This is a genomic window from Streptomyces sp. ISL-96 (assembly GCF_018614035.1).
Classification (GTDB): Bacteria; Actinomycetota; Actinomycetes; order Streptomycetales; family Streptomycetaceae; genus Streptomyces.
Map to the genome: position 1 here is coordinate 1 of NZ_JAGGPA010000025.1, position 18439 is coordinate 18439.

The 18439-nt window shown below is 71.5% G+C and carries 17 protein-coding genes and 1 pseudogene; 3 read left to right on the plus strand and 15 right to left on the minus strand.

Annotated elements, in window-relative coordinates; all coding sequences use genetic code 11:
- The 3 genes and pseudogenes from J7E96_RS16545 to J7E96_RS16555 all read right to left on the minus strand — a co-directional run.
- Positions 1-263: pseudogene (locus tag J7E96_RS16545) on the minus strand (aminoglycoside phosphotransferase family protein); the annotation flags it as partial.
- 209 nt (positions 264-472) lie between these two features.
- Positions 473-679 carry a hypothetical protein gene (locus tag J7E96_RS16550; RefSeq protein ID WP_215132187.1) on the minus strand — a complete coding sequence of 69 codons (207 nt, stop codon included), beginning with the start codon at positions 677-679 and terminating at the stop codon, positions 473-475.
- A 188-nt stretch (positions 680-867) separates the two neighbouring features.
- Positions 868-1149 carry a hypothetical protein gene (locus tag J7E96_RS16555; RefSeq protein WP_215132189.1) on the minus strand — a complete coding sequence of 94 codons (282 nt, stop codon included), beginning with the start codon at positions 1147-1149 and terminating at the stop codon, positions 868-870.
- Between the two features lie 231 nt (positions 1150-1380).
- On the opposite strand from J7E96_RS16555, the gene J7E96_RS16560 reads away from it, so the two are divergent.
- The gene (locus tag J7E96_RS16560; RefSeq protein ID WP_215132191.1) at positions 1381-2673 is read left to right on the plus strand and encodes a serine/threonine-protein kinase; all 1293 of its coding nucleotides are present in this window, start codon (positions 1381-1383) and stop codon (positions 2671-2673) included.
- A gap of 25 nt (positions 2674-2698) precedes the next feature.
- Here J7E96_RS16560 and J7E96_RS16565 read toward each other — a convergent pair whose 3' ends face one another.
- From J7E96_RS16565 to J7E96_RS16605, 9 genes are all read right to left on the minus strand, one after another.
- Entirely contained in the window at positions 2699-3511 is an 813-nt protein-coding gene (locus J7E96_RS16565; protein WP_215132193.1) for an RNA methyltransferase, read from the minus strand.
- A 98-nt stretch (positions 3512-3609) separates the two neighbouring features.
- Complete coding sequence (gene cobA, locus J7E96_RS16570; RefSeq protein WP_215132195.1) at positions 3610-4860, minus strand: uroporphyrinogen-III C-methyltransferase; 1251 nt, start codon at positions 4858-4860, stop codon at positions 3610-3612.
- Between the two features lie 574 nt (positions 4861-5434).
- The gene (gene cobT / locus J7E96_RS16575) at positions 5435-8734 is read right to left on the minus strand and encodes a nicotinate-nucleotide--dimethylbenzimidazole phosphoribosyltransferase (RefSeq protein ID WP_215132197.1); all 3300 of its coding nucleotides are present in this window, start codon (positions 8732-8734) and stop codon (positions 5435-5437) included.
- Positions 8735-9095: 361 nt separating this feature from the next.
- Positions 9096-10376 carry a precorrin-6y C5,15-methyltransferase (decarboxylating) subunit CbiE gene (gene cbiE, locus J7E96_RS16580; RefSeq protein ID WP_215132199.1) on the minus strand — a complete coding sequence of 427 codons (1281 nt, stop codon included), beginning with the start codon at positions 10374-10376 and terminating at the stop codon, positions 9096-9098.
- Between the two features lie 130 nt (positions 10377-10506).
- Positions 10507-11154, minus strand: coding sequence for a GNAT family N-acetyltransferase (locus J7E96_RS16585; protein WP_251070009.1), 648 nt, complete (start codon positions 11152-11154; stop codon positions 10507-10509).
- A gap of 169 nt (positions 11155-11323) precedes the next feature.
- Positions 11324-12187, minus strand: a complete 864-nt coding sequence (locus J7E96_RS16590; protein WP_215132203.1) for a MetQ/NlpA family ABC transporter substrate-binding protein — start codon at positions 12185-12187, stop codon at positions 11324-11326.
- A 75-nt stretch (positions 12188-12262) separates the two neighbouring features.
- Positions 12263-12934 carry a methionine ABC transporter permease gene (locus J7E96_RS16595; protein ID WP_215132205.1) on the minus strand — a complete coding sequence of 224 codons (672 nt, stop codon included), beginning with the start codon at positions 12932-12934 and terminating at the stop codon, positions 12263-12265.
- Positions 12931-13992 carry a methionine ABC transporter ATP-binding protein gene (locus J7E96_RS16600; RefSeq protein WP_215132207.1) on the minus strand — a complete coding sequence of 354 codons (1062 nt, stop codon included), beginning with the start codon at positions 13990-13992 and terminating at the stop codon, positions 12931-12933. The genes J7E96_RS16595 and J7E96_RS16600 overlap by 4 nt, the downstream gene beginning before the upstream one ends.
- Positions 13993-14383: 391 nt before the next feature.
- The gene (locus tag J7E96_RS16605) at positions 14384-15037 is read right to left on the minus strand and encodes an HAD family hydrolase (RefSeq protein WP_215132209.1); all 654 of its coding nucleotides are present in this window, start codon (positions 15035-15037) and stop codon (positions 14384-14386) included.
- A gap of 62 nt (positions 15038-15099) precedes the next feature.
- Here J7E96_RS16605 and J7E96_RS16610 point away from each other — a divergent pair, with 62 nt between their 5' ends.
- Both J7E96_RS16610 and J7E96_RS16615 read left to right on the plus strand, forming a co-directional pair.
- Positions 15100-15459: a hypothetical protein gene (locus tag J7E96_RS16610; protein ID WP_215132211.1), complete on the plus strand. Its 360-nt coding sequence runs from the start codon at positions 15100-15102 to the stop codon at positions 15457-15459.
- A 2-nt stretch (positions 15460-15461) separates the two neighbouring features.
- On the plus strand, positions 15462-15848 hold the full coding sequence (locus tag J7E96_RS16615; RefSeq protein WP_215132213.1) for a hypothetical protein: 387 nt from the start codon (positions 15462-15464) through the stop codon (positions 15846-15848).
- 225 nt (positions 15849-16073) lie between these two features.
- Here J7E96_RS16615 and J7E96_RS16620 read toward each other — a convergent pair whose 3' ends face one another.
- The 3 genes from J7E96_RS16620 to J7E96_RS16630 all read right to left on the minus strand — a co-directional run bounded on the left by J7E96_RS16620 (position 16074) and on the right by J7E96_RS16630 (position 18410).
- The gene (locus J7E96_RS16620; RefSeq protein WP_215132215.1) at positions 16074-16580 is read right to left on the minus strand and encodes a GNAT family N-acetyltransferase; all 507 of its coding nucleotides are present in this window, start codon (positions 16578-16580) and stop codon (positions 16074-16076) included.
- Positions 16581-16617: 37 nt separating this feature from the next.
- On the minus strand, positions 16618-17181 hold the full coding sequence (locus J7E96_RS16625) for a sigma-70 family RNA polymerase sigma factor (RefSeq protein WP_215132217.1): 564 nt from the start codon (positions 17179-17181) through the stop codon (positions 16618-16620).
- Between the two features lie 86 nt (positions 17182-17267).
- On the minus strand, positions 17268-18410 hold the full coding sequence (locus J7E96_RS16630) for a glycerophosphodiester phosphodiesterase (protein ID WP_215132219.1): 1143 nt from the start codon (positions 18408-18410) through the stop codon (positions 17268-17270).
- Between the last annotated feature and the right edge of the window lie 29 nt (positions 18411-18439).

Here is an 18439-nt window from a genome sequence, read left to right on the forward strand (position 1 = left end):
GGCACGGGCAGGGGGGACAGGAGGATTCCGGTGAGGAGTGGGTCCGCGGCGATGGCCACCCGCGCGGTGAGGGCGGCGAGGTCCGTGTCGGGAGCGTGGGACTTGGCGACGACATCGTGGTGGCGTACGACCGTGCCGTCCGGCCTGTCGGCCAGGATGTGAGGGTGGGCGCAGGGGCAGGGGGTGGGTGTTGCGCTGCGCGGGGGGCGGGGTGCGGCGTCGTGCGCGGCTGCGCTCAGTGCTTGCGCGACGAGTACGGTCACGGTCCCCCCAGGGTGCGCGGTGCGGTGCGCCCGGGAGCCTACGCGCTGCGCTGGGCCTCTTCCCCACCCCGGGACGGGAAAAGGCGTTGCCCGGACAGCTCCCCAGCTGTCCGGGCAAACGCAGTCGTCCGCCGCACCCCCGTCCCCACGGGGTATTGAAATGGCCGGATGTCCTGGACCGGTCCGCTCTACCGGGCCGTGGGCGCCGCTCAGCGCCCGAGCATCACGCCCACGGACGACGCCTGTGTGACCACTGCTTCCCAGCCTCCGAAGAGGACGACGAGCAGCGCCGCGAGGGGAAGAGCCATGGCCGTCGCCACCAGGGGGTGGCGCGTGCCTGACGGACGGTTGCCGAACGAGGCGAATGCTCTGCGTCCCTGCGTACGGATCATCGTTCGTGATGCCGTGTCCGCCATGGCCCCTCTCCTTTCGTTGTTGGCAGCGGCGGGTGTCTGACCTCGGGGGACGAGTGCTCCACCCGCCGCTTGACCTCAACATTAGGGGCCCGTCGGGACCCGGTCGTCATGCCCGCGTACTGATTGCCGGGCCTCCCGGAGGATGAGCGAGCGCCTTGCGGCGTACTCCCCAGGGTGGAGAGAGCGCCCTACGTCTGGGGGTCTTCCCGGAGGGGACGCTTGCTCGTCGCACGTTCGGAGTGCTCCGAGGCGTCCTCCCTGGGGACCGGCTGTTCGACCAGGGCGAGCACCCTGGTCGCCATGAAGCGCGCGGTGCGCACCACGGAGCCGCTGCGGGTGACTTCGCTCACTTCCACCACACCCCTGCGGACCGCCGTTTCCACCCGCCGGCCGGCCCGGGAAGCCACCACCTCGTACGTACGGGTCGTGTCTCCCGCGTCGACCACTATCTCCACGCGATCGCCCTTCATTGATCCAATCCCCCTTCTGCGACGGACCATTGAGATCTCGCACGGGCCGGAGGCGACGGATCGGCCGCCCCCTGACCACTCTTCAAGTTTCCCACCCGGCACTGACAATCGATCGATTCGCGAGGGCGCGGCCTATGAGCACACCGGGCCGCAGGTACGTAAGCTGTGCGACGTCGGACGGACCGGTCAGCAGCGGGGTGGGGGAGGCCTCACCAGAGGTAGGGGACGGACATGGCGATGATGCGGCTCCGGCGCGAGGACCCGCGTGTCGTCGGCTCGTTCAGGCTTCACCGGCGGCTCGGGGCGGGTGGCATGGGAGTCGTCTATCTCGGCTCCGACCGGCGCGGCCAGCGTGTCGCCCTGAAGGTGATCCGGCCGGACCTGGCGGAGGACCAGGAGTTCCGGTCGCGATTCGCGCGCGAGGTGTCCGCCGCGCGGCGGATCCGCGGCGGGTGCACGGCGCGGCTGGTGGCGGCCGATCTGGAGGCGGACCGGCCGTGGTTCGCGACGCAGTACGTTCCGGGACCGTCACTGCACGACAAGGTTGTCGACGAGGGGCCGCTGGTTGCCTCGGAGGTGGCCTCGATCGGGGCGGCGCTGTCCGAAGGGCTGGTGGCTGTGCACGAGGCGGGTGTCGTCCACCGCGATCTGAAGCCGTCCAACATCCTGCTGTCGCCCAAGGGGCCGCGGATCATCGACTTCGGCATCGCCTGGGCGACCGGCGCGAGCACCCTCACCCATGTCGGTACGGCGGTCGGCTCCCCCGGTTTCCTCGCCCCCGAGCAGGTGCGCGGGGCTGCGGTCACACCGGCCACGGACGTGTTCGCGCTGGGGGCCACGCTGGCGTACGCCGCGACCGCCGACTCCCCCTTCGGGCAGGGCAGTTCCGAGGTCATGCTGTACCGCGTGGTGCATGAGGAGCCGCAGCTGTACGGCGTACCCGACGCGCTCGCACCGCTGGTGCGGGCCTGCCTCGCCAAGGACCCGGAGGAGCGGCCCAGCACGCTTCAGTTGTCCATGCGGCTCAAGGAGATCGCGGCGCGGGAGGCGCAGGGAGTCAGCGAGGCCAGGCCTTCCGCTCCCCGCGGCGATCATGAGCGGCCCACCGGGCGGCTCTCGGAGCGGTACATCGAGCGGTACGTCGAGGAGTACGTCGAACAGGACACAGAGCGGGGGCGCGCGGCGGGTACGCCCGCGCCGCGCGCGCAGGCCCCGCGCGCCTCTACCCCGCGAACGGGTTCGCGCCCCCCGGGCGCGCGCAACACGACCCGTTCCGGCGGCCGTACGGGCGGCCGTACGAACGGGCGCCCCGGGACCAGGCCGGGGACCAGGACGACATCGAGCGGGCGGCGTCCGGCCAACCCGAGGCTACTGCGGCAGCGCCTTGTCGTCTTCGTCGTGGTGACGCTGCTGGTGGCGCTGGGGATCGCGGCGGCGCAGGGGTGTCAGGGCCCGGCCAGGAGTCTCGGCGTATCGCTCGAGGTGGAGACGCGGCCGGGGCCGCAGGGCCCGGTGGCTCTTTGAGCGACAGCCGCTCAGGGGTCAGGGGTCAGGCCGGCCGTACCCGCGTCGCGTAGAAGGCGACGGCTGAGGCGGCAGCCACGTTGAGGGAGTCGACTCCCGCGCCCATCGGGATGCGGACATGCTCGTCGGCCGCCATCAGCGCCTCAGGGGTGAGCCCCACCCCTTCGGTGCCGAAGATGAGGGCCAGCTTCTCGTGCTGCCGCTGGACGAGCTCGTCGAGGGTGATCGACTGCTCGCTCAGGCAGAGCGCGGCGGTCGTGAACCCGGCGGACCGCAGGAGCTCGACGTCCTTCGGCCAGGACGCCAGCCGGGTCCACGGGACCTGGAAGACGGCTCCCATCGAGACCTTCACCGACCTCCTGTAGAGCGGGTCGGCACAACGCGGGCTGAGCAGGATCGCGTCGATCCCCAGGGCTGCCGCGTTGCGGAAGGCGGCCCCGAGATTGGCGTGATCGACGATGTCTTCGAACACCGCTACCCGGCCGCTTCCGCCGAGCAGGTCCTCGGCGGCCGGGAGCGGCTTGCGCTGCATCGAGGCGAGGGCGCCGCGGTGGACGTGGTAACCGGTGACGCGTTCGGCGAGGTCCGGGCTCACGGCGTACACCGGGGCCGGGACCTCGTCGATCACGTCGCGCATGACGTCCAGCCACTTGGCGGACAGCAGCATCGACCGCATCTCGTAACCGGCGTGCCTGGCCCGCCTGATGACCTTCTCGCCCTCGGCGATGAAGAGGCCCTCGGCGGGTTCGCGCTTGCGCCGGAGTTCGACGTCGGTCAGGCCCGCGTAGTCGCTCAGACGCGGGTCTTCGGGGTCGTCGATGGTGATGAGATCGGCCACAGGGTGATACTGCCTTGTCGTGGGTGTGGTGCCAATGGGTGGGCGGCGGGGTTGGGTTACCTCGGGTTACCGTTCCCGTTGGCTCCCGCTTGCCTTGGTTACTTCGCTCGGTTCGGGCCTACGGTGACCACTTCGCCGATGACGATGACCGCCGGCGGGCGTACGTCCTCGGTCCTGGCCTTCTCGGCGACGGTCGCGAGCGTCGCGTCCACGCGGCGCTGGGCCGCCATCGTGCCCTCCTGGATGATCGCCACGGGCGTCTCGGGCGAGCGGCCGTACGCCGTCAGGGCCTCGGCGATCGCGCCGATCCGCTCGACGGCCATGAGGAGTACGAGCGTGCCGCGCAGGCCCGCGACCGCCTTCCAGTCGACGAGGGACCGCGGGTCCTCGGGGGCGACGTGGCCGCTGATCACCGTGAACTCGTGGGCCACGCCTCGGTGCGTGACCGGGATGCCCGCCGCGCCGGGGACGCTGATGGAGCTGGAGATGCCGGGGACCACGGTGCACGGGATGCCGGCCTCGGCGAGGGCTTGCGCCTCCTCCATGCCCCGGCCGAAGACGAACGGGTCGCCGCCCTTGAGACGTACGACCGCCTTGCCTGCCTTCGCGTGCTCGATGAGCGCGTTGTTGATGGCCTCCTGGGCCATGAAACGGCCGTACGGGATCTTCGCGGCGTCGATCACCTCGACGTGCGGCGGGAGTTCGTCGAGGAGGTCGCGCGGGCCGAGGCGGTCGGCGATGACGACGTCCGCCTCGGCGAGGAGGCGGCGGCCGCGGACCGTGATCAGGTCCGGGTCGCCGGGGCCGCCGCCGACGAGGGCGACGCCGGGGGTGCGGGTGCGGTGGTGGGGGGCGACGAGGGTGCCGTCGCGCAGGCCCTCGACGATGGCGTCGCGTACGGCGGCTGTGCGGCGGGGGTCCGGGCCTCCGCTGGTGAGGACGGCCACGGTCACGCCCTCGGAGCGGCCGGTGGCCGGGGTCCAGGCGGTGGCGGCGTCGGCGTCGTCGGAGCGGACGCACCAGGTGCGGGTACGTTCCGCTTCGGCGGAGGCGGCCGTGTTGGCGGCGGTGTCGCTGGACGCGACCAGGGCGTACCAGGCCTCTGCCAGGTCCCCTTCCGCGTACGGGCGGCGCTCCCAGCGGATCTCGCCCGCTTCTGCCATCGCTTCTACGGAGGGCGTGGCGGTCGGCGATACGAGGACGATGTCGGCGCCGGTCGCGATGAGTGCGGGGAGGCGTCGCTGGGCGACCTGGCCGCCGCCGATGACGACTACGCGCCGGCCGGCGAGGCGGAGTCCTACGGGGTAGGCGGGGTGGGGGTCGCTGGCGGCGGCGTGCGGCGCGGTCATGGCGTGCGGCTCCTCGGGGCGGGGAGGTGGGTGCGGCGGCTCGGGGCCTGGCGCCGCTGCGACGGTGAAGCGGCTGGTGGGGGCGGGGGCGGGCCCCAGCGAATACCTTACGGGCCGGGAGCGAGGAGGTCACCGGCGGCCGGGACCGGTCGCGGTGGCGGATCCTGCCCGGCCGGTCGCTCGGGCCCCGGACTTGGGGCCCGGACTTGGGGCCCGGACTTGGGGCCCAAGTCCGGGGCCAGCCCCACTCTCCGCCTCTGGGCACATCCAGTCCCGCCTCTGGCCGCATTCAGCCCGTCCGGCGTTTGAGGACCGGGGTCTGGGGCTGGCCCCAGTTACGGGAAGGGGCGGGGCGGGGAAAAACGCTCCGCCGGGGGCGTCTCCGCTCTTCCGGCCCCGCACAGGGGTCGGTGCCGCGTCGGGGCGTCTCCTCGGGTGCCGAACGTTCCGGTACTCGGCAAGTTCGGGCGCGTTGCGTTCGACACCCTGCGGGGAGCGCCCCGACACGGCCCCTCCTGGCACCGTGGCCGTGTCAGGGCGGCCCTGCTTACCCCGAGGGGCACCGCCGGGCGGGCTACTTTTCGGTTACTCCGGCGGAGTCGAAAGTAGCCACCTCGTGCATCGCCCTTGCCGCACTCTGGACCACCGGCAGTGCCAGCAGGGCGCCCGTGCCCTCGCCGAGGCGGAGGTCCAGGTCGACCAGGGGGCGCAGGCCCAGCTTGTTGAGGGCGGCCACATGGCCCGGTTCCGCGCTGCGGTGGCCCGCGATGCACGCCGCGAGTGCTTCGGGGGCGATAGCCCTGGCTACCAGCGCCGCCGCTCCCGCGCTCACCCCGTCCAGGATGACCGGTGTGCGCAGGGACGCGCCGCCCAGCAGGAAGCCGACCAGTGCCGCGTGCTCCAGGCCGCCGACCGCCGCCAGGACACCGATCGGGTCCGCCGGGTCCGGCTGGTGGAGTTCCAGGGCGCGGCGTACGACGTCTACCTTGCGGGCGTGCATCTCGTCGTTGATGCCCGTACCGCGGCCGGTGATCTCGCCCGGGTCCTGGCCTGTGTAGACGGCGATGAGCGCGGCCGAGACCGTGGTGTTCGCGATGCCCATCTCACCGGTGATCAGCGCCTTGTTGCCCGCCGCCACCAGATCGCGCGCCGTTTCGATGCCCACCTCGATCGCGGCGAGCACCTCCTCGTGGGTGAGGGCGGGGCCCGTGGTGAAGTCCGCCGTGCCCGCGCGTACCTTCCGGGGCAACAGGCCCGGGGTCGAGGGCAGTTCGCCCGCCACGCCGACGTCGACGACGCAGACCTCCGCGCCGACCTGGCTCGCGAAGGCGTTGCAGACCGCGCCGCCGCCGAGGATGTTGGCGACCATCTGGGAGGTCACTTCCTGGGGCCAGGCCGTGACGCCCTGGGCGTGTACGCCGTGGTCGCCCGCGAAGATCGCGACCGCCGCCGGCTCCGGGATCGGGGGCGGGCACATCCGGGACAGGCCGCTCAGCTGCGCGGAGATGATCTCCAGCATGCCCAGCGCGCCTGCCGGCTTCGTCATGCGCTTCTGGCGTTCCCACGCCTCACCGAGCGCCTTGGCGTCGAGGGGGCGGATGTTGGAGACGGTCTCCTGGAGGAGGTCGTGCGGCTCCTCGCCGGGCAGGGCACGGCGGCCGTACGTCTCCTCGTGGACGACCCAGGAGAGCGGGCGGCGCTTCGACCAGCCCGCCTGCATCAGCTCGGGTTCCTCCGGGAACTCGTCTACGTAGCCGACACAGAGGTACGCGACCACTTCGAGGTGCTCGGGCAGGCCCAGGGCGCGGACCATCTCCCGCTCGTCGAAGAAGCTGACCCAGCCGACGCCCAGTCCTTCGGCGCGGGCCGCGAGCCAGAGGTTCTCGACCGCGAGGGCGGAGGAGTACGGCGCCATCTGCGGCTGCGTGTGACGGCCCAGGGTGTGGCGGCCGCCGCGGGTCGGGTCGGCGGTGACGACGATGTTCACCGGGGTGTCGAGGATGGCCTCGATCTTCAGTTCCTTGAACTGCTTCGCCCGGCCCTTGGGCAGCGACTTGGCGTACGCGTCGCGCTGGCGGACGGCGAGTTCGTGCATCGTCCGGCGGGTCTCGGCGGAGCGGATGACCACGAAGTCCCAGGGCTGGGAGTGGCCGACGCTCGGCGCGGTGTGTGCGGCTTCGAGGACGCGCAGGAGGACCTCGTGCGGGATGGGGTCGCTGCGGAAACCGTTGCGGATGTCGCGGCGCTCGCGCATCACGCGCAGGACCGCATCGCGCTCGGCGTCGTCGTAGCCGGGAGCGCGGGGGGTTTCGGTTGCGACTACCACTGGTTCGGGTTCGGGTTCGGGTTCGGGTTCGGGTTCGGGCTCGGGAGCCGCTGCGGGCTCGGCCTCCGGGGCCTGCGGCGCCGGCAGTTCCGCCCCACCGTCGCGCGGGGCCGGAACGGTGACGGAGACCGGGGCAGCGATGGCGGGTTCGGCGAGCTGCTCGGGGGCGGGGTCCGGCTCGGGGGCGGGCTCCGGTTCCGGCTCGGGGGCGGGCTCCGGTTCCATTACTGCGGCGGCCGGTTCGGCCACGGGCTCTTCCGGGGCCGCGACCGCTACAGGCGCCGGTTCCGGCGCCGGAGTCTCGGCGGGTTCCGGAAGGGGTACGGGCATGGGGGCGGGCGCGGGTGCGGCCTCCGCTTCCGGCGCCGCTTCGGGTTCGGGCGCTTCGGCGGCAACTGCGACCGGTTCCGGCAGCGGCTCGGGCGCCGCCTCCGGCTCCGGCTCGGGCTCCGGTTCCGGCTCTTCTGCCGACGCCGGCGCCAGGTGTGGCGTGGTCGGGAGGGAGCCCTCGACCTGGACAAACTGGCCGACGGGCTGGGGCTGGGGTTCGGGGTGCTCCGGTTCGGGAGTGGGCGGCGTCGGTTCGACCGGCTCGGCAGCCACCGGCTCCGGCTCGGCCACCACGCTCACGGCCTCCTCCGCAACCGGCGCAGGCGCCGGAGCGGGCTCCGGCTCCGGCTCCGGCTCCGGCTCCGGGACAGCCTGGGGCTGCGGTTCCGGAGTTACAGCCTCCGGAACGACCGTTTCTGCAGGGGTCTCCTGAGGCGCCTGAGACTCCTGAGGCTGAGGCCACGGCATGGCAGCCTGTGACGGGATCGCGCCGAGCTGCGGCCCGGGCAGCGCAGCCACCTCGTCGCTCGGAATGTCCAGGTACTCAGGGCCAGTGACCGCCGGACTCGGCTGCCGTACGGACACCGGATTCTGCGGCGGCATCGCCACCCCGCCGCCGGCACCACCCGCGGGCCCACGGTCGGCCAGCGAGCGTACGACACCACCTGTCGCCTCCGGCATCGGCGGGCCGAGGTGCAGCGGGCGGCGCGGCGGGGGCGGTGTGTGGACCGCGGTCGGCGCCGGCTGCGGAGTGCGTACGACGCTGAGGTCCAAGGAACCGGAATCGCGGCCACCGGCCTCGTGCGCGCCGGGCTGCCCCGTCTCAGCCTGCGGCTGCGGCTGCGACTGTGCCTGCGGTTGCGGCTGGGCGGCCGGCTCAGGGGCCTCCGGGACGGAGGCCGGCTGCGGCTCCGGAGCCTCTGCCGCCTGGTGCGCCGGCTGCATCTGCGGCAGCGCCTGCGGCTGCTCGGGCGGCTGCTGCTGTGGCTGCGCCTGCGGCATTTCATTTATCTGCTGCTGCGCCTGCGGCGCCGGCACGACCTGAGGGTCGCTCCACGCGCCCTGCGCGCCCGGCATCAGCAGCAGGTCGTCGTCCTCGGCTGCGCTCTCGGAGGGTTCGAGGAAGGTGTACGCGCCCGGAGCTGAGATACCCGGCTGCGCCACCATGCCTGCGTCCTCCGGCAGTCCCTCGCCCGGGACCCGGCCGGTGTCAGTCATGCGTACCCCTCGCCCATCGCTTGTGCTCCTTCGGCCCTTCGCACGGGACGCCCGCTCGCGGCACGTTCGGCACCCGCTTGAAACAACAACGAGCGTCCCCGTCACGCGGCACGAAAGCCCCGCGGACACCATGCATTCTCGCGGCTGTTCGCCGCCAGGGCAGGAAGTCCCGCCACGGTTTGTTGTGGGCTGCGCCACGTTGCGCGCCCCCCGGCTGCGCCGTACCACATAGAGCTCCAAAAGGGGCCCCTTTTCCGAACATTGACGAACGAAGCGCCGAACGCCCGGCTGCGGTACAACGATCGGCCAGCCTACCCCGCGCCGCGCAGCGGCATGGTCACGGGGCGCTGTCCGGACACCCTCACACGCGCCGCTCCTGTACGCCGGAGAGCAGGAAGACCACCGAGCGGTCGCGCTCCGACCAGGCGGCGGTGTCGAGTTCGACGGACTGGAGCAGCGCGCATTCGACGGTGTACCCGCCCTCGGCGAGCGCCCGGCCGATCGCCTCCGCCTCGTCGCGCGTGGATGCGTGCGTCACGATCCGCTCGGGCCTGCGGTCGGCGCACGCGGAGACGACGGGCACTCCCCCGCCCCCGATGCGTACGACATCGGGCTCCGGCAGGTCCTCCAGGATGTACGGCGCACGCCCGTGCACGACATGGAGCTGTACGCCGAAACGCCGTGCGGCGGCCGCCGTACGGTCGCACGCGTCCGGGTCGGCGTCCACGGCGATGACCGCCGCGCCGAACCTGGCCGCCTCTACTGCCAGTGCCCCGCTGCCCGAGCCGATGTCCCAGACCAGGTCGCCCGTACGCGGTCCCAGCCGGGCCAGCTGGGCGGCCCGCAGGTCCGCGGACTCGCCCTCCCCGAGCCCCTGCCCGGGTCCCTGACCAGGTCGCTCGCTCGGCCCGTCGCCGTACTCCCGCGCGGGCAGCGCCCAGCCCCGTACGGCGGGCGGATAGCCGGGATCGCGGCCGCCGATCCAGCCGCCGCCCGGACCGCCCGGGCCGGCGACGGGAGCGGGGGAAGCGGGTCCGGCGCTGCCGCCGATGACTATGACGACATTGGGGTCCCGCCAGGCGTGGTCGGCGGCCTTGTCGGAAGTAAGGACGGTGACCTGCTCGCGGGCCGTGCCCAGTTCCTCGCAGATGACGAAGGTGCGGTGGACTCCTTCGAGGAGGAGCGCGAGTTCGGCGGGCCCGGCGCCCGGGGAGGTGAGCACGGCGACCTTGGTGTGCGCCCGGCACACATTGACGGCGCGGCGCAGCGTGCGGCGGTGGGCGACGACGATCTGGGCGTCGTCCCAGGGCATCCCGGCGCGGGCGAAGGCGGTGGCCACCGATGAGACGGCGGGCACCACTTCGACCTCCAGGCCGTGCTGGGGCGCGCGGAGCGTCCGTACGACGCCGAAGAAGCCGGGGTCTCCGTCGGCGAGGACGACGGCGGTGCCCCGGTGCCCCGCGATGCGGCGGGCGGCGAGGTCGACGCTGCCGAGGCGGATGCGCTCGGCGCCCGGCGGTACCTCGGGGAGCGCCAGGTGGTGTGCGGCGCCCGCGACGAGCGTCGCGGCCGCGAGGGCGGACCTGGCCGCAGCGGTGAGCGGCGAACCGTCCCAGCCGATCACCGTGACCCGGTCGGCCATCCTGTCAGTCTCCTGGAGTCGTCGCTGGTTGGTGCGTGGTCAGTACGGTAGTCGCGGCCGCTGAGGCGTGCGGCGCCGGCAGGGGGGTGACAGTACCTGGTACAGATCAGGACGGCCCTCGGGCGGGCGGTCAGTTCCAGTCGTTGTACGAGCCGTAGCCGCCGGCGTCGGCCATCTGGTCGGCGACGCCTTCCAGATCCTCGGGCAGCAGGCTCCATACGATCAAATCGGTGCGGATGTCGGTCCAGCCGCCGTCCGTGCCGTTCTCGGTCCGTGTACGCGCTATCCAGGCGTTGCGCAGGACACCCTCGCTGATACAGCCGATCTTCTGCGCGACCTGCTGGGAGGCGGTGTTGTCGGCGGCGGTGCGCAGTTCCAGGCGCTCGAACCGCAGGTCGCGGAAGATCCACTGGGCGACGGCGAGCACCGCCTCGGTGGCGTAACCCTCGCCGCGCGCCCACGAGGCCGTCACATAGGCGACCTCGGTGGCACGGGTGCGCCAGTCGGTGTTCTGGAGGTGAACGGTCCCGACGAGCCGCTGGGTGAGGAATTCAGTGACGGCGAGGGCGATTCCGCGGCCCTGGGTGCGCTCCGCAGGAGCGATCCTGCGCACCCAGCGCTCGGCGTCGCGCGTCGTGTACGGGTGGGGAGCCGACGTCCAGGCGGTGACCATCTCGTCGTTCATCATCTCGGTGAGCGCCGGGATGTCCGATTCGTCGAAGGGCCGCAGCACCAGCCGGTCCGTGCTGATGGAGATGTCCGGGAAGGTGGTAGTCATGCTCAGCTCCATGCCGTGGACCGTCGTAAAGGACGTAAAGGCTAAAGGCACAGCATGCAGCATCATCCCCGCCGTGCGCATGGTCGGGTTGCGGCGCCCCGGGCACCCGAAGGCCCCGCGCAGCCTGCGGCGGCTGGCGGGGCCTCGGCTCACAAGGACCGTACGGGCGTCAGGACTTGACGGCGCCGAAGGCCGGCACGATCGAGCCGGCGTACTTGTCCTCGATGAACTTCTTCACCTCGTCGGAGTTGAGGAGCTTGGCGAGCTTCTGCACGCGCGCGTCCGTCTCGTTGCCCTTCTTGACCGCGAGGAAGTTGGCGTACGGGTTGCCTTCGGCCTTCTCGATCGCCAGCGAGTCCTTGGCGGGTTCGAGATCGGCCTCGATGGCGTAGTTGCCATTGATGACCGCCGCGTCGACGTCGTTCAGGGCGCGGGGCAGCGTGGCCGCCTCCAGCTCCTTGAACTCAAGGCCCTTCTTGTCCTTGATGTCGGTCAGCTTGGCGTCCTGGCCCGCGCCGTCCTTCAGCGTGATGAGGCCGTTGTCCGCGAGCAGCTTGAGCGCGCGGCCCTCGTTGGTGGTGTCGTTGGGCACCGCGACCGTCTGGCCGGGCTTGATGTCCTTGATGTCCTTGGCCTTCTTGGAGAAGAGGGCCAGCGGCTCGAGGTGGACGTTGGCGACGGGCACGATGGTCGTGCCCTTCTTCTTGTTGAAGTCGTCGAGGTACGGCTTGTGCTGGAAGAAGTTGGCGTCGACCTCGCCGCTCTGGGTGGCGGTGTTCGGCAGGACGTAGTCCGTGAACTCCTTCACCTCCAGCTTCAGTCCGGCCTTCGCCGCCAGGTTGTCCTTGACGTAGCCCAGGATGTCGGCGTGCGGCGTCGGGGACGCGGCGACGACGAGCGCCTTGGAGGCATCCGCCTTGCCGCCGGACTCGGTCTTGGCGCCCGGGTCGGAGGCGGTGCCACAGGCGGTGAGGCCGAGGGCGAGGGCGGCGGAGGCGGCGGCAGCCGCGGTGATCTTGATGTTCTTACGCACGAAAAGTGCCTCTTTCTGGTGTTGCGGTGGTGGTCGCCCGGACAAGGAGTGCGGGCTTCTTGGGGAGAGGAAGAATCAGGAGGCGGTACGTCCGCGACGGGCCAGCAGCCGGATCGCGCCGTCGCCGACGATCTGCACGATGGTCACGATCGCGATCAGGACGACCACGGTGACCAGCATGAACTCGGTCTCGAAGCGCTGGTATCCGTACGTGACGGCCTTGCTGCCGAGGCCTTCGCCGCCGACCGCGCCCGCCATCGCCGAGTAGCCGACGAGCACGATGACCGTGGTGGTGACGGCCGAGATCAGGGACGGCAGGGCCTGCGGCAGCAGCACCTTGAAGACGACGGTCGGTACGCCGCCGCCCATCGCCTGGACCGCCTCGACCAGGCCGTGGTCGACCTCGCGGATCGCGGTCTCGACGAGCCGGGCGAAGAACGGGATGGCGCCGATGGCGAGCGGCACGATCATCGCGCTGGGGCCGATGAACGTACCGACGACCAGCGTCGTGAAGGGGATCAGTGCGATCAGCAGGATGATGAACGGCAGCGAGCGGCCGATGTTCACGATCACGCCGATGACCTTGTTGACGGCCACGTTCTGGAGCAGTCCGCCCTTGTCCGTGAGGACGAGCAGGATGCCGAGCGGCAGGCCGCCGATGATCGAGACGACGGTGGACCACAGGACCATGTAAAGGGTGTCGATGGTGCCCTGCGTCAGCAGCGGCTGCATCTCCGACCAGTTCACTTGGCACCTTCCTTGACCAGCAGGGGGATCTCCACGGGGGTCTCCGCGAGCCCGCCCTCGTCGACGACTTCCACCTGAAGCCCCTGCTCGCGCAGGAAGCCGACCGGGACGACGTTCTCCTCGTACCGTCCGGGCAGCTCGATGCGCATCCGGCCGATCTGGTTGCCGCCGACGGTGTCCATCGCGGCGCCCAGGATCGAGATGTCGATGTTGTACGTACGCGAGAGCTGGGAGATCACCGGCTGCGTCGCGGCCTCACCGTGGAAGGTGACGTCGATGACGGTGCGGCCGGGGCCCGATGCCTGGCCGCCCACCGGGAACAGCTCATGAGCCAGCTCGGATCCCGGCGTCGCCAGCAGCCCGCTCACCGTGCCGGACTCGATGATCCGGCCCTTCCTCATCAGCGCGGCCGAGTCGCAGATCGTCTTGACGACGTCCATCTCGTGCGTGATGAGCAGGACGGTCAGGCCGAGCTGCTGGTTGAGGTCGCGCAGGAGCTGGAGGATCGAGCGGGTGGTCTCGGGGTCGAGGGCCGAGGTGGCCTCGTCGGAGAGCAGCACCTTGGGGTCGCCGGCCAGGGCGCGGGCGATGCCGACGCGCTGCTTCTGGCCGCCGGAGAGCTGGGCGGGGTAGACCTTCGCCTTGTCGGCGAGGCCGACGAGGTCGAGCAGTTCGAGCGCCTTGCGGGAGCGCGCCTGTCCGGATACGCCGAGGATTTCCAGCGGCAGCTCGACGTTGTCCTTCACCGTGCGCGAGGAGAGGAGGTTGAAGTGCTGGAAGACCATGCCGATGCGGCTGCGCGCCTCGCGCAGCTCCTTGCCGGCGCGCCGGCCGCGGCCGGCGAGTGCGGTGAGGTCCTGGCCGTCGACGGTGACCGTGCCGGCGGTGGGGCGCTCCAGCAGGTTGACGCAGCGGATGAGGGAGGACTTCCCGGCGCCGCTCTGGCCGATGACTCCGTACACCTCGCCCTCACGGACGTGCAGGTCGACGCCGTCCAGGGCGGTGACTTCGCGGCCACGCGATGGGTAGACCTTGGTGAGGCCCGTAGTGGTGATCACAGGGGTTTCCGTCACTGTCGAGTGCGCGGCGAAGTGTCCGCCGGGCACGGGGCATTCGTCTTGTGGACGTGGCACGGCTGGGGCGGCGGGTACCGGAGGCAACGCGTGCGCGGGGCAGGCGGGCCCGGTCCTTCGAGTGAGTACGCACTCGGGTGGACGCGGGGCGCGGCTGTCGGGTCTCGCTTCGGGGCGCGAGGCTCAGGCAGGGGCCCTCAGAAGGCGCACATTCGACACATACAACGAGCACCGGGCGTCATCGTCGCCTCGGTCGCAAGGGTGCGGCTGCTCGTCGTGGTCATGCGATGAGTAAACCAGACGTGCGTACGCATCGATCTACCGTGTCCGAATAGCGGACACTTCTGTCTCGCCTGCGGATACCGGCCGGTCGCGGTCAGTCCGCTACAACGATGTCCACGCCGTCGTGCGTGGCCTGCGCCGACACCGCCGAGAGGTCGTTCACGACGATGTCCGCGACCAGCTCCGAGCGGTCGTGGGTTGTGGCCAATGCCACGGTTTTCATGCCGGCCGCGCGGCCGGCCTGGAGCCCGGCGGGAGCGTCCTCGAAGACCACGCAGCGCGCCGGGTCGACGCCCAGCCTGCGGGCCGCCAGGAGGTAGGGCTCCGGGTCGGGCTTGCCGCGCGTGATGTCGTCCGCGGAGATCATCGCCTTGGGGCGGATGCCGACCGCGTCCAGGCGGGCCTCGGCGAGCCTGCGGCCGGCGGAGGTGACGACGGCCCAGCGATCGGCGGGAACGCTCGCGAGCAGCTCGGCGGTGCCGGGGAGCAGCACGGCGCCCCCGGGCCGGGTCACGTCCTCGACCTCGAGCTGTTCGATACGGGCCACCGCGCCCGGCACCTGATCGGCGGGCAGCAGATCCGCGGCGATCTCGGCGGCGGGGCGTCCGTGCAGTTCTACGGCCGCGAATTCCTCCGCCGATATGCCGTACTCCCCGGCCCAGCGGGTCCAGCAGCGGATCACCGACTCCAGGGAGGAGAGGAGCGTTCCGTCGTTGTCGAACAGGAGGGCTTCGGCGTGGATCTTCATGGGGACCGACCCTAAGCCCACCCGTTGTCGCGGACGTAAACGGCCGTAATACGCTCGTCGTCATGCTTGACGCCCTGACGGTCGCGGTCTCCGTGGCCGCGCTCGTACTCGCCGCGTGGTGCGGTTACGCCGCGTATCGCGATCAGCCCACCAAGGACTGGCACTTCATCGGCATGGCCGTGGTGAGCGTGCTCGCGCTCGCCCAGGTGGTGGTCGGCGTCGTGCAGCTGGCCCGCGGCGAGGAGCCGCACGACGGTGCGGTGATCTTCGTTTCGTACCTCGTCGGGGCGCTCGCGGCGGTACCCGCGGCCGGCTTCCTCTCGCTGGCCGAGCGGACTCGCTGGGGTTCGGTGACGGTCGCGTCCGGCGCGGTCGTGCTGGCCGTGCTCGAAGTCCGGCTCCACGACATCTGGGGAGGCTGACGATGAGGCTGGTGAAGGGGCCGGTGCTGCTGCTGGTGTGGCTGTACGGCGTCATGTCGGTCGGCGCGGTTTCCCGGTCGATCTACCAGATCGCCACGGAGTACGACCGGGCGCCGCTGGCGTACACGCTGTCGGGCGTGGCCGCGGTGGTGTACGCGTTCATTACGTACACCCTGGTACGGGGCGGGGAGGCGGCTCGGCGGGCGGCGCTGGTGTGCTGTGCGGGTGAGCTTGTGGGGGTGCTGGTGGTGGGGACGTGGACGGTGATCGAACCGTCGGCGTTTCCGGATGCGACGGTGTGGTCGGCGTTCGGGATGGGCTACCTGTTCATCCCGGTACTGCTTCCCGTCACCGGGATGGTGTGGTTGCGGAAGGCGCGACAGGGCTGAGTCGCCTGCGGCGGGCTTTCCCCGACCCGCCCCTGCCCGAACTGGGGCAAGCCCCAGACCCCGAACGCCCTACGGGCGTGTCCTCAAACGCCGGACGGGCTGAATTCTGCGGCTAGGGCAGGAAACCCGCCCCTGCCCGCACCATCCAGCCGCCTGCCGGGCACATCCAGCCCCTCCGGCGTTTGAGGAGCGGGGTCTGGGGCGGAGCCCCAGTTCGGGCACCGCCTACGCGCTCGCCGCGTACGCCTCCGCCTCCACCGTCTCCTTCTGGAGGGTGACCACGGCGAAGCCAGGGGCGATCTGCTCCGTGGCGACCGGGGCGTAACCGTGGCTCCGGTAGAGGCGCAGATTGCCCTCGCTCCGGTGCCCCGTGAAGAGCTGGAAGCGCTTCGCAGCCGGCTCCCCCGCGAAGTACTCCTCGATCGCGTCGAGCAGCCGCCCACCGAGCCCGTGCCGCTGCATCCGGGGATGCACGATGAGCTTGGCGATCCTCGCGGTCCCTGCCTCGTCGACCGCCGCGCGCACCGACGCGACCACCTCGTCCCCGAGCCGCGCCACCAGCGCGTGGCTGCGTGCGAGTTCGGCACGCAGGTCGTCGAGGGTCTGGGTGAGCGGCTCGATGCTGTAGTCGCCGTACAGCTCGGCCTCGCTCTGGTAGCACAGGTACTGCAACTTCAGGATCTGCTCGGCATCCTGCGCCGTTGCCGCTGAGATGGTCACGCTCATGCCCATGTGTGCATGCCTCCCGCTCGCCTGATACGCCGGTTGCTTATCGCTCCTTTCCCCTTTGCCCAGGAGCCGCAACCTCCGCCGCCAGCATTCTGCGCAGGCATCCCAGGCAACGGGAACGCATGGGCCCCAAACTGCCTTGTGACATTCCCAACTCCCCTGCGATTTCCCGGTACGTGGGATCAGCCGGCGACAGCATCGCGGCCAGCAGCCGTGGACACCTGCCGGGCAGCCTGCGCACCGCCGCGCGCAGCACGCGCCGCCGCTCGGCGCTCAGCGCGGCGCGTTCGGGGCAGGCGGTGTCCGTCGTCGCGGCCGGCGGGGCGGGGTGGGGCAGTTCGCGCCGCGTCGCACGCCGGGCCAGGTTCGCCTCGGTCCGTACGGCGTGCAGCAGCCAGCCCGACGGGTCGGGCGGCGGGCCCGAACCGTCGAGGAGCTCAAGAAGGCGCAGCCATACGGCCTGTTCGAGGTCGCCTGGCTCGACTCCCCCGCCCGCGGCCTCGGCCACGGCTTCGGCGGCGAGCAGGGGGCGCAGCGTACTGAACAGGGTGTACGACGTGGGCGGGGTGGCCCGGGGCGGGGCGGCAGGTACGGGGTAGGTCATGCCAGGCGGGACGTGGCGCCGGCGGTCGGCGGTTGCCGCGCGGCGCCACAGTCACCCGTCCGTGGCAACCGGCCCCCTCACCATGGTCAACGGCGTGTGAAGTCCGCCGCCGCCAGCAGCGCCGTGTCCGGGTTGTCGGAGAAGATCCCGTCGATGCCCTGCTCGAAGTACATCTGGAAGGCACCGAAGGCGTCTCCGTACGCCGCCGGGTCGGTGCCGCGCCTGAAGTCCGCGGGCAGGAAGGTGTTCTCGTTGCGCATCGTGTACGGGTGCAGGATCAGGCCCTGCGCGTGCGCGTCACGTACCAGCGTCGTCGGCGTGCCCAGCTTGCCCGCCGCGTCCTTGGGGATGATCAGGTCGAGGGTGGGGCCGAGCCCCTGGGCGAAGCCGGCTATCCACTTCAGGCCCTCGGGCTTGACCAGGTCGGCGACCTTGCGCGGGTCGCCCGCGACCTCGAAGTCCCAGGGCCGGGTGCCGGCTCCGGACAGCAGGACGACGCGGGGCGCCGCGACGAGCTCGGCGAGGCGCTGCATGCTGCTGGGCTCGAACGACTGGAGGAAGTTCGGGGAGTTCTTCCTGTGCCGGCCGTACTTGCGCAGGAGCTTGGCGAGCGGCTCTTCGAGCCCCAGGCCGAGGCCGCGGAAGTACGTGGGGTGCTTGGTCTCGATGTGGAGCCAGACCCGCCGGCCGCGGGCCCGTCCCTGCTGCTCGGCCCAGCGCAGTACCTCTTCGAAGGTGGGAATCGTCCAGCGGCCGTCGTAGAGGGTGTTCTCCTGCCGGGTGCCGGGGATGCGCTCCTTGGCGCGCAGCGTCTTGAGCTCGGCGAGGGTGAAGTCCTCGGTGAACCAGCCGGTGAGGGAGACGCCGTCGACGGACTTCGTCGTCCTGCGGGACGCGAACTCAGGGTGCGCCGCCACATCCGTGGTCCCCGTGATGTCGTTCTCGTGGCGGCAGACGAGGTGCCCGTCCTTGGTGGGGACGAGGTCCTGCTCGATGACGTGCGCGCCCATGTCGAGGGCGAGCTGGTACGAGCCGAGCGTGTGTTCGGGGCGGTAGCCACTGGCTCCGCGGTGCGCGACGACGGTCGGTACGGGAAGATCCCGGTACGACGAGGAGCCCTCGGCGGCGCTCGCCGTACCCGGCAGGCCGACGGTGACTCCGCCCGCCCCGAGTACGGCCGCGCCAAGAACCGTGCGCCGCCCGGGGTTTCGCTGTCCGCCCTGTGTCATGAACGCTCCTCTGTCATGTCCCGCACCTG

Coding starts and splice junctions, on each gene's coding strand:
- J7E96_RS16550 (WP_215132187.1), bottom strand. CDS start 679: ATGGCGGACACGGCATCACGAACGATGATCCGTACGCAGGGACGCAGA.
- J7E96_RS16555 (WP_215132189.1), bottom strand. CDS start 1,149: ATGAAGGGCGATCGCGTGGAGATAGTGGTCGACGCGGGAGACACGACC.
- J7E96_RS16560 (WP_215132191.1), top strand. CDS start 1,381: ATGGCGATGATGCGGCTCCGGCGCGAGGACCCGCGTGTCGTCGGCTCG.
- cobA (WP_215132195.1), bottom strand. CDS start 4,860: ATGACCGCGCCGCACGCCGCCGCCAGCGACCCCCACCCCGCCTACCCC.
- cobT (WP_215132197.1), bottom strand. CDS start 8,734: ATGACTGACACCGGCCGGGTCCCGGGCGAGGGACTGCCGGAGGACGCA.
- cbiE (WP_215132199.1), bottom strand. CDS start 10,376: ATGGCCGACCGGGTCACGGTGATCGGCTGGGACGGTTCGCCGCTCACC.
- J7E96_RS16585 (WP_251070009.1), bottom strand. CDS start 11,154: ATGACTACCACCTTCCCGGACATCTCCATCAGCACGGACCGGCTGGTG.
- J7E96_RS16605 (WP_215132209.1), bottom strand. CDS start 15,037: ATGAAGATCCACGCCGAAGCCCTCCTGTTCGACAACGACGGAACGCTC.
- J7E96_RS16610 (WP_215132211.1), top strand. CDS start 15,100: ATGCTTGACGCCCTGACGGTCGCGGTCTCCGTGGCCGCGCTCGTACTC.
- J7E96_RS16615 (WP_215132213.1), top strand. CDS start 15,462: ATGAGGCTGGTGAAGGGGCCGGTGCTGCTGCTGGTGTGGCTGTACGGC.
- J7E96_RS16620 (WP_215132215.1), bottom strand. CDS start 16,580: ATGGGCATGAGCGTGACCATCTCAGCGGCAACGGCGCAGGATGCCGAG.
- J7E96_RS16625 (WP_215132217.1), bottom strand. CDS start 17,181: ATGACCTACCCCGTACCTGCCGCCCCGCCCCGGGCCACCCCGCCCACG.
- J7E96_RS16630 (WP_215132219.1), bottom strand. CDS start 18,410: ATGACACAGGGCGGACAGCGAAACCCCGGGCGGCGCACGGTTCTTGGC.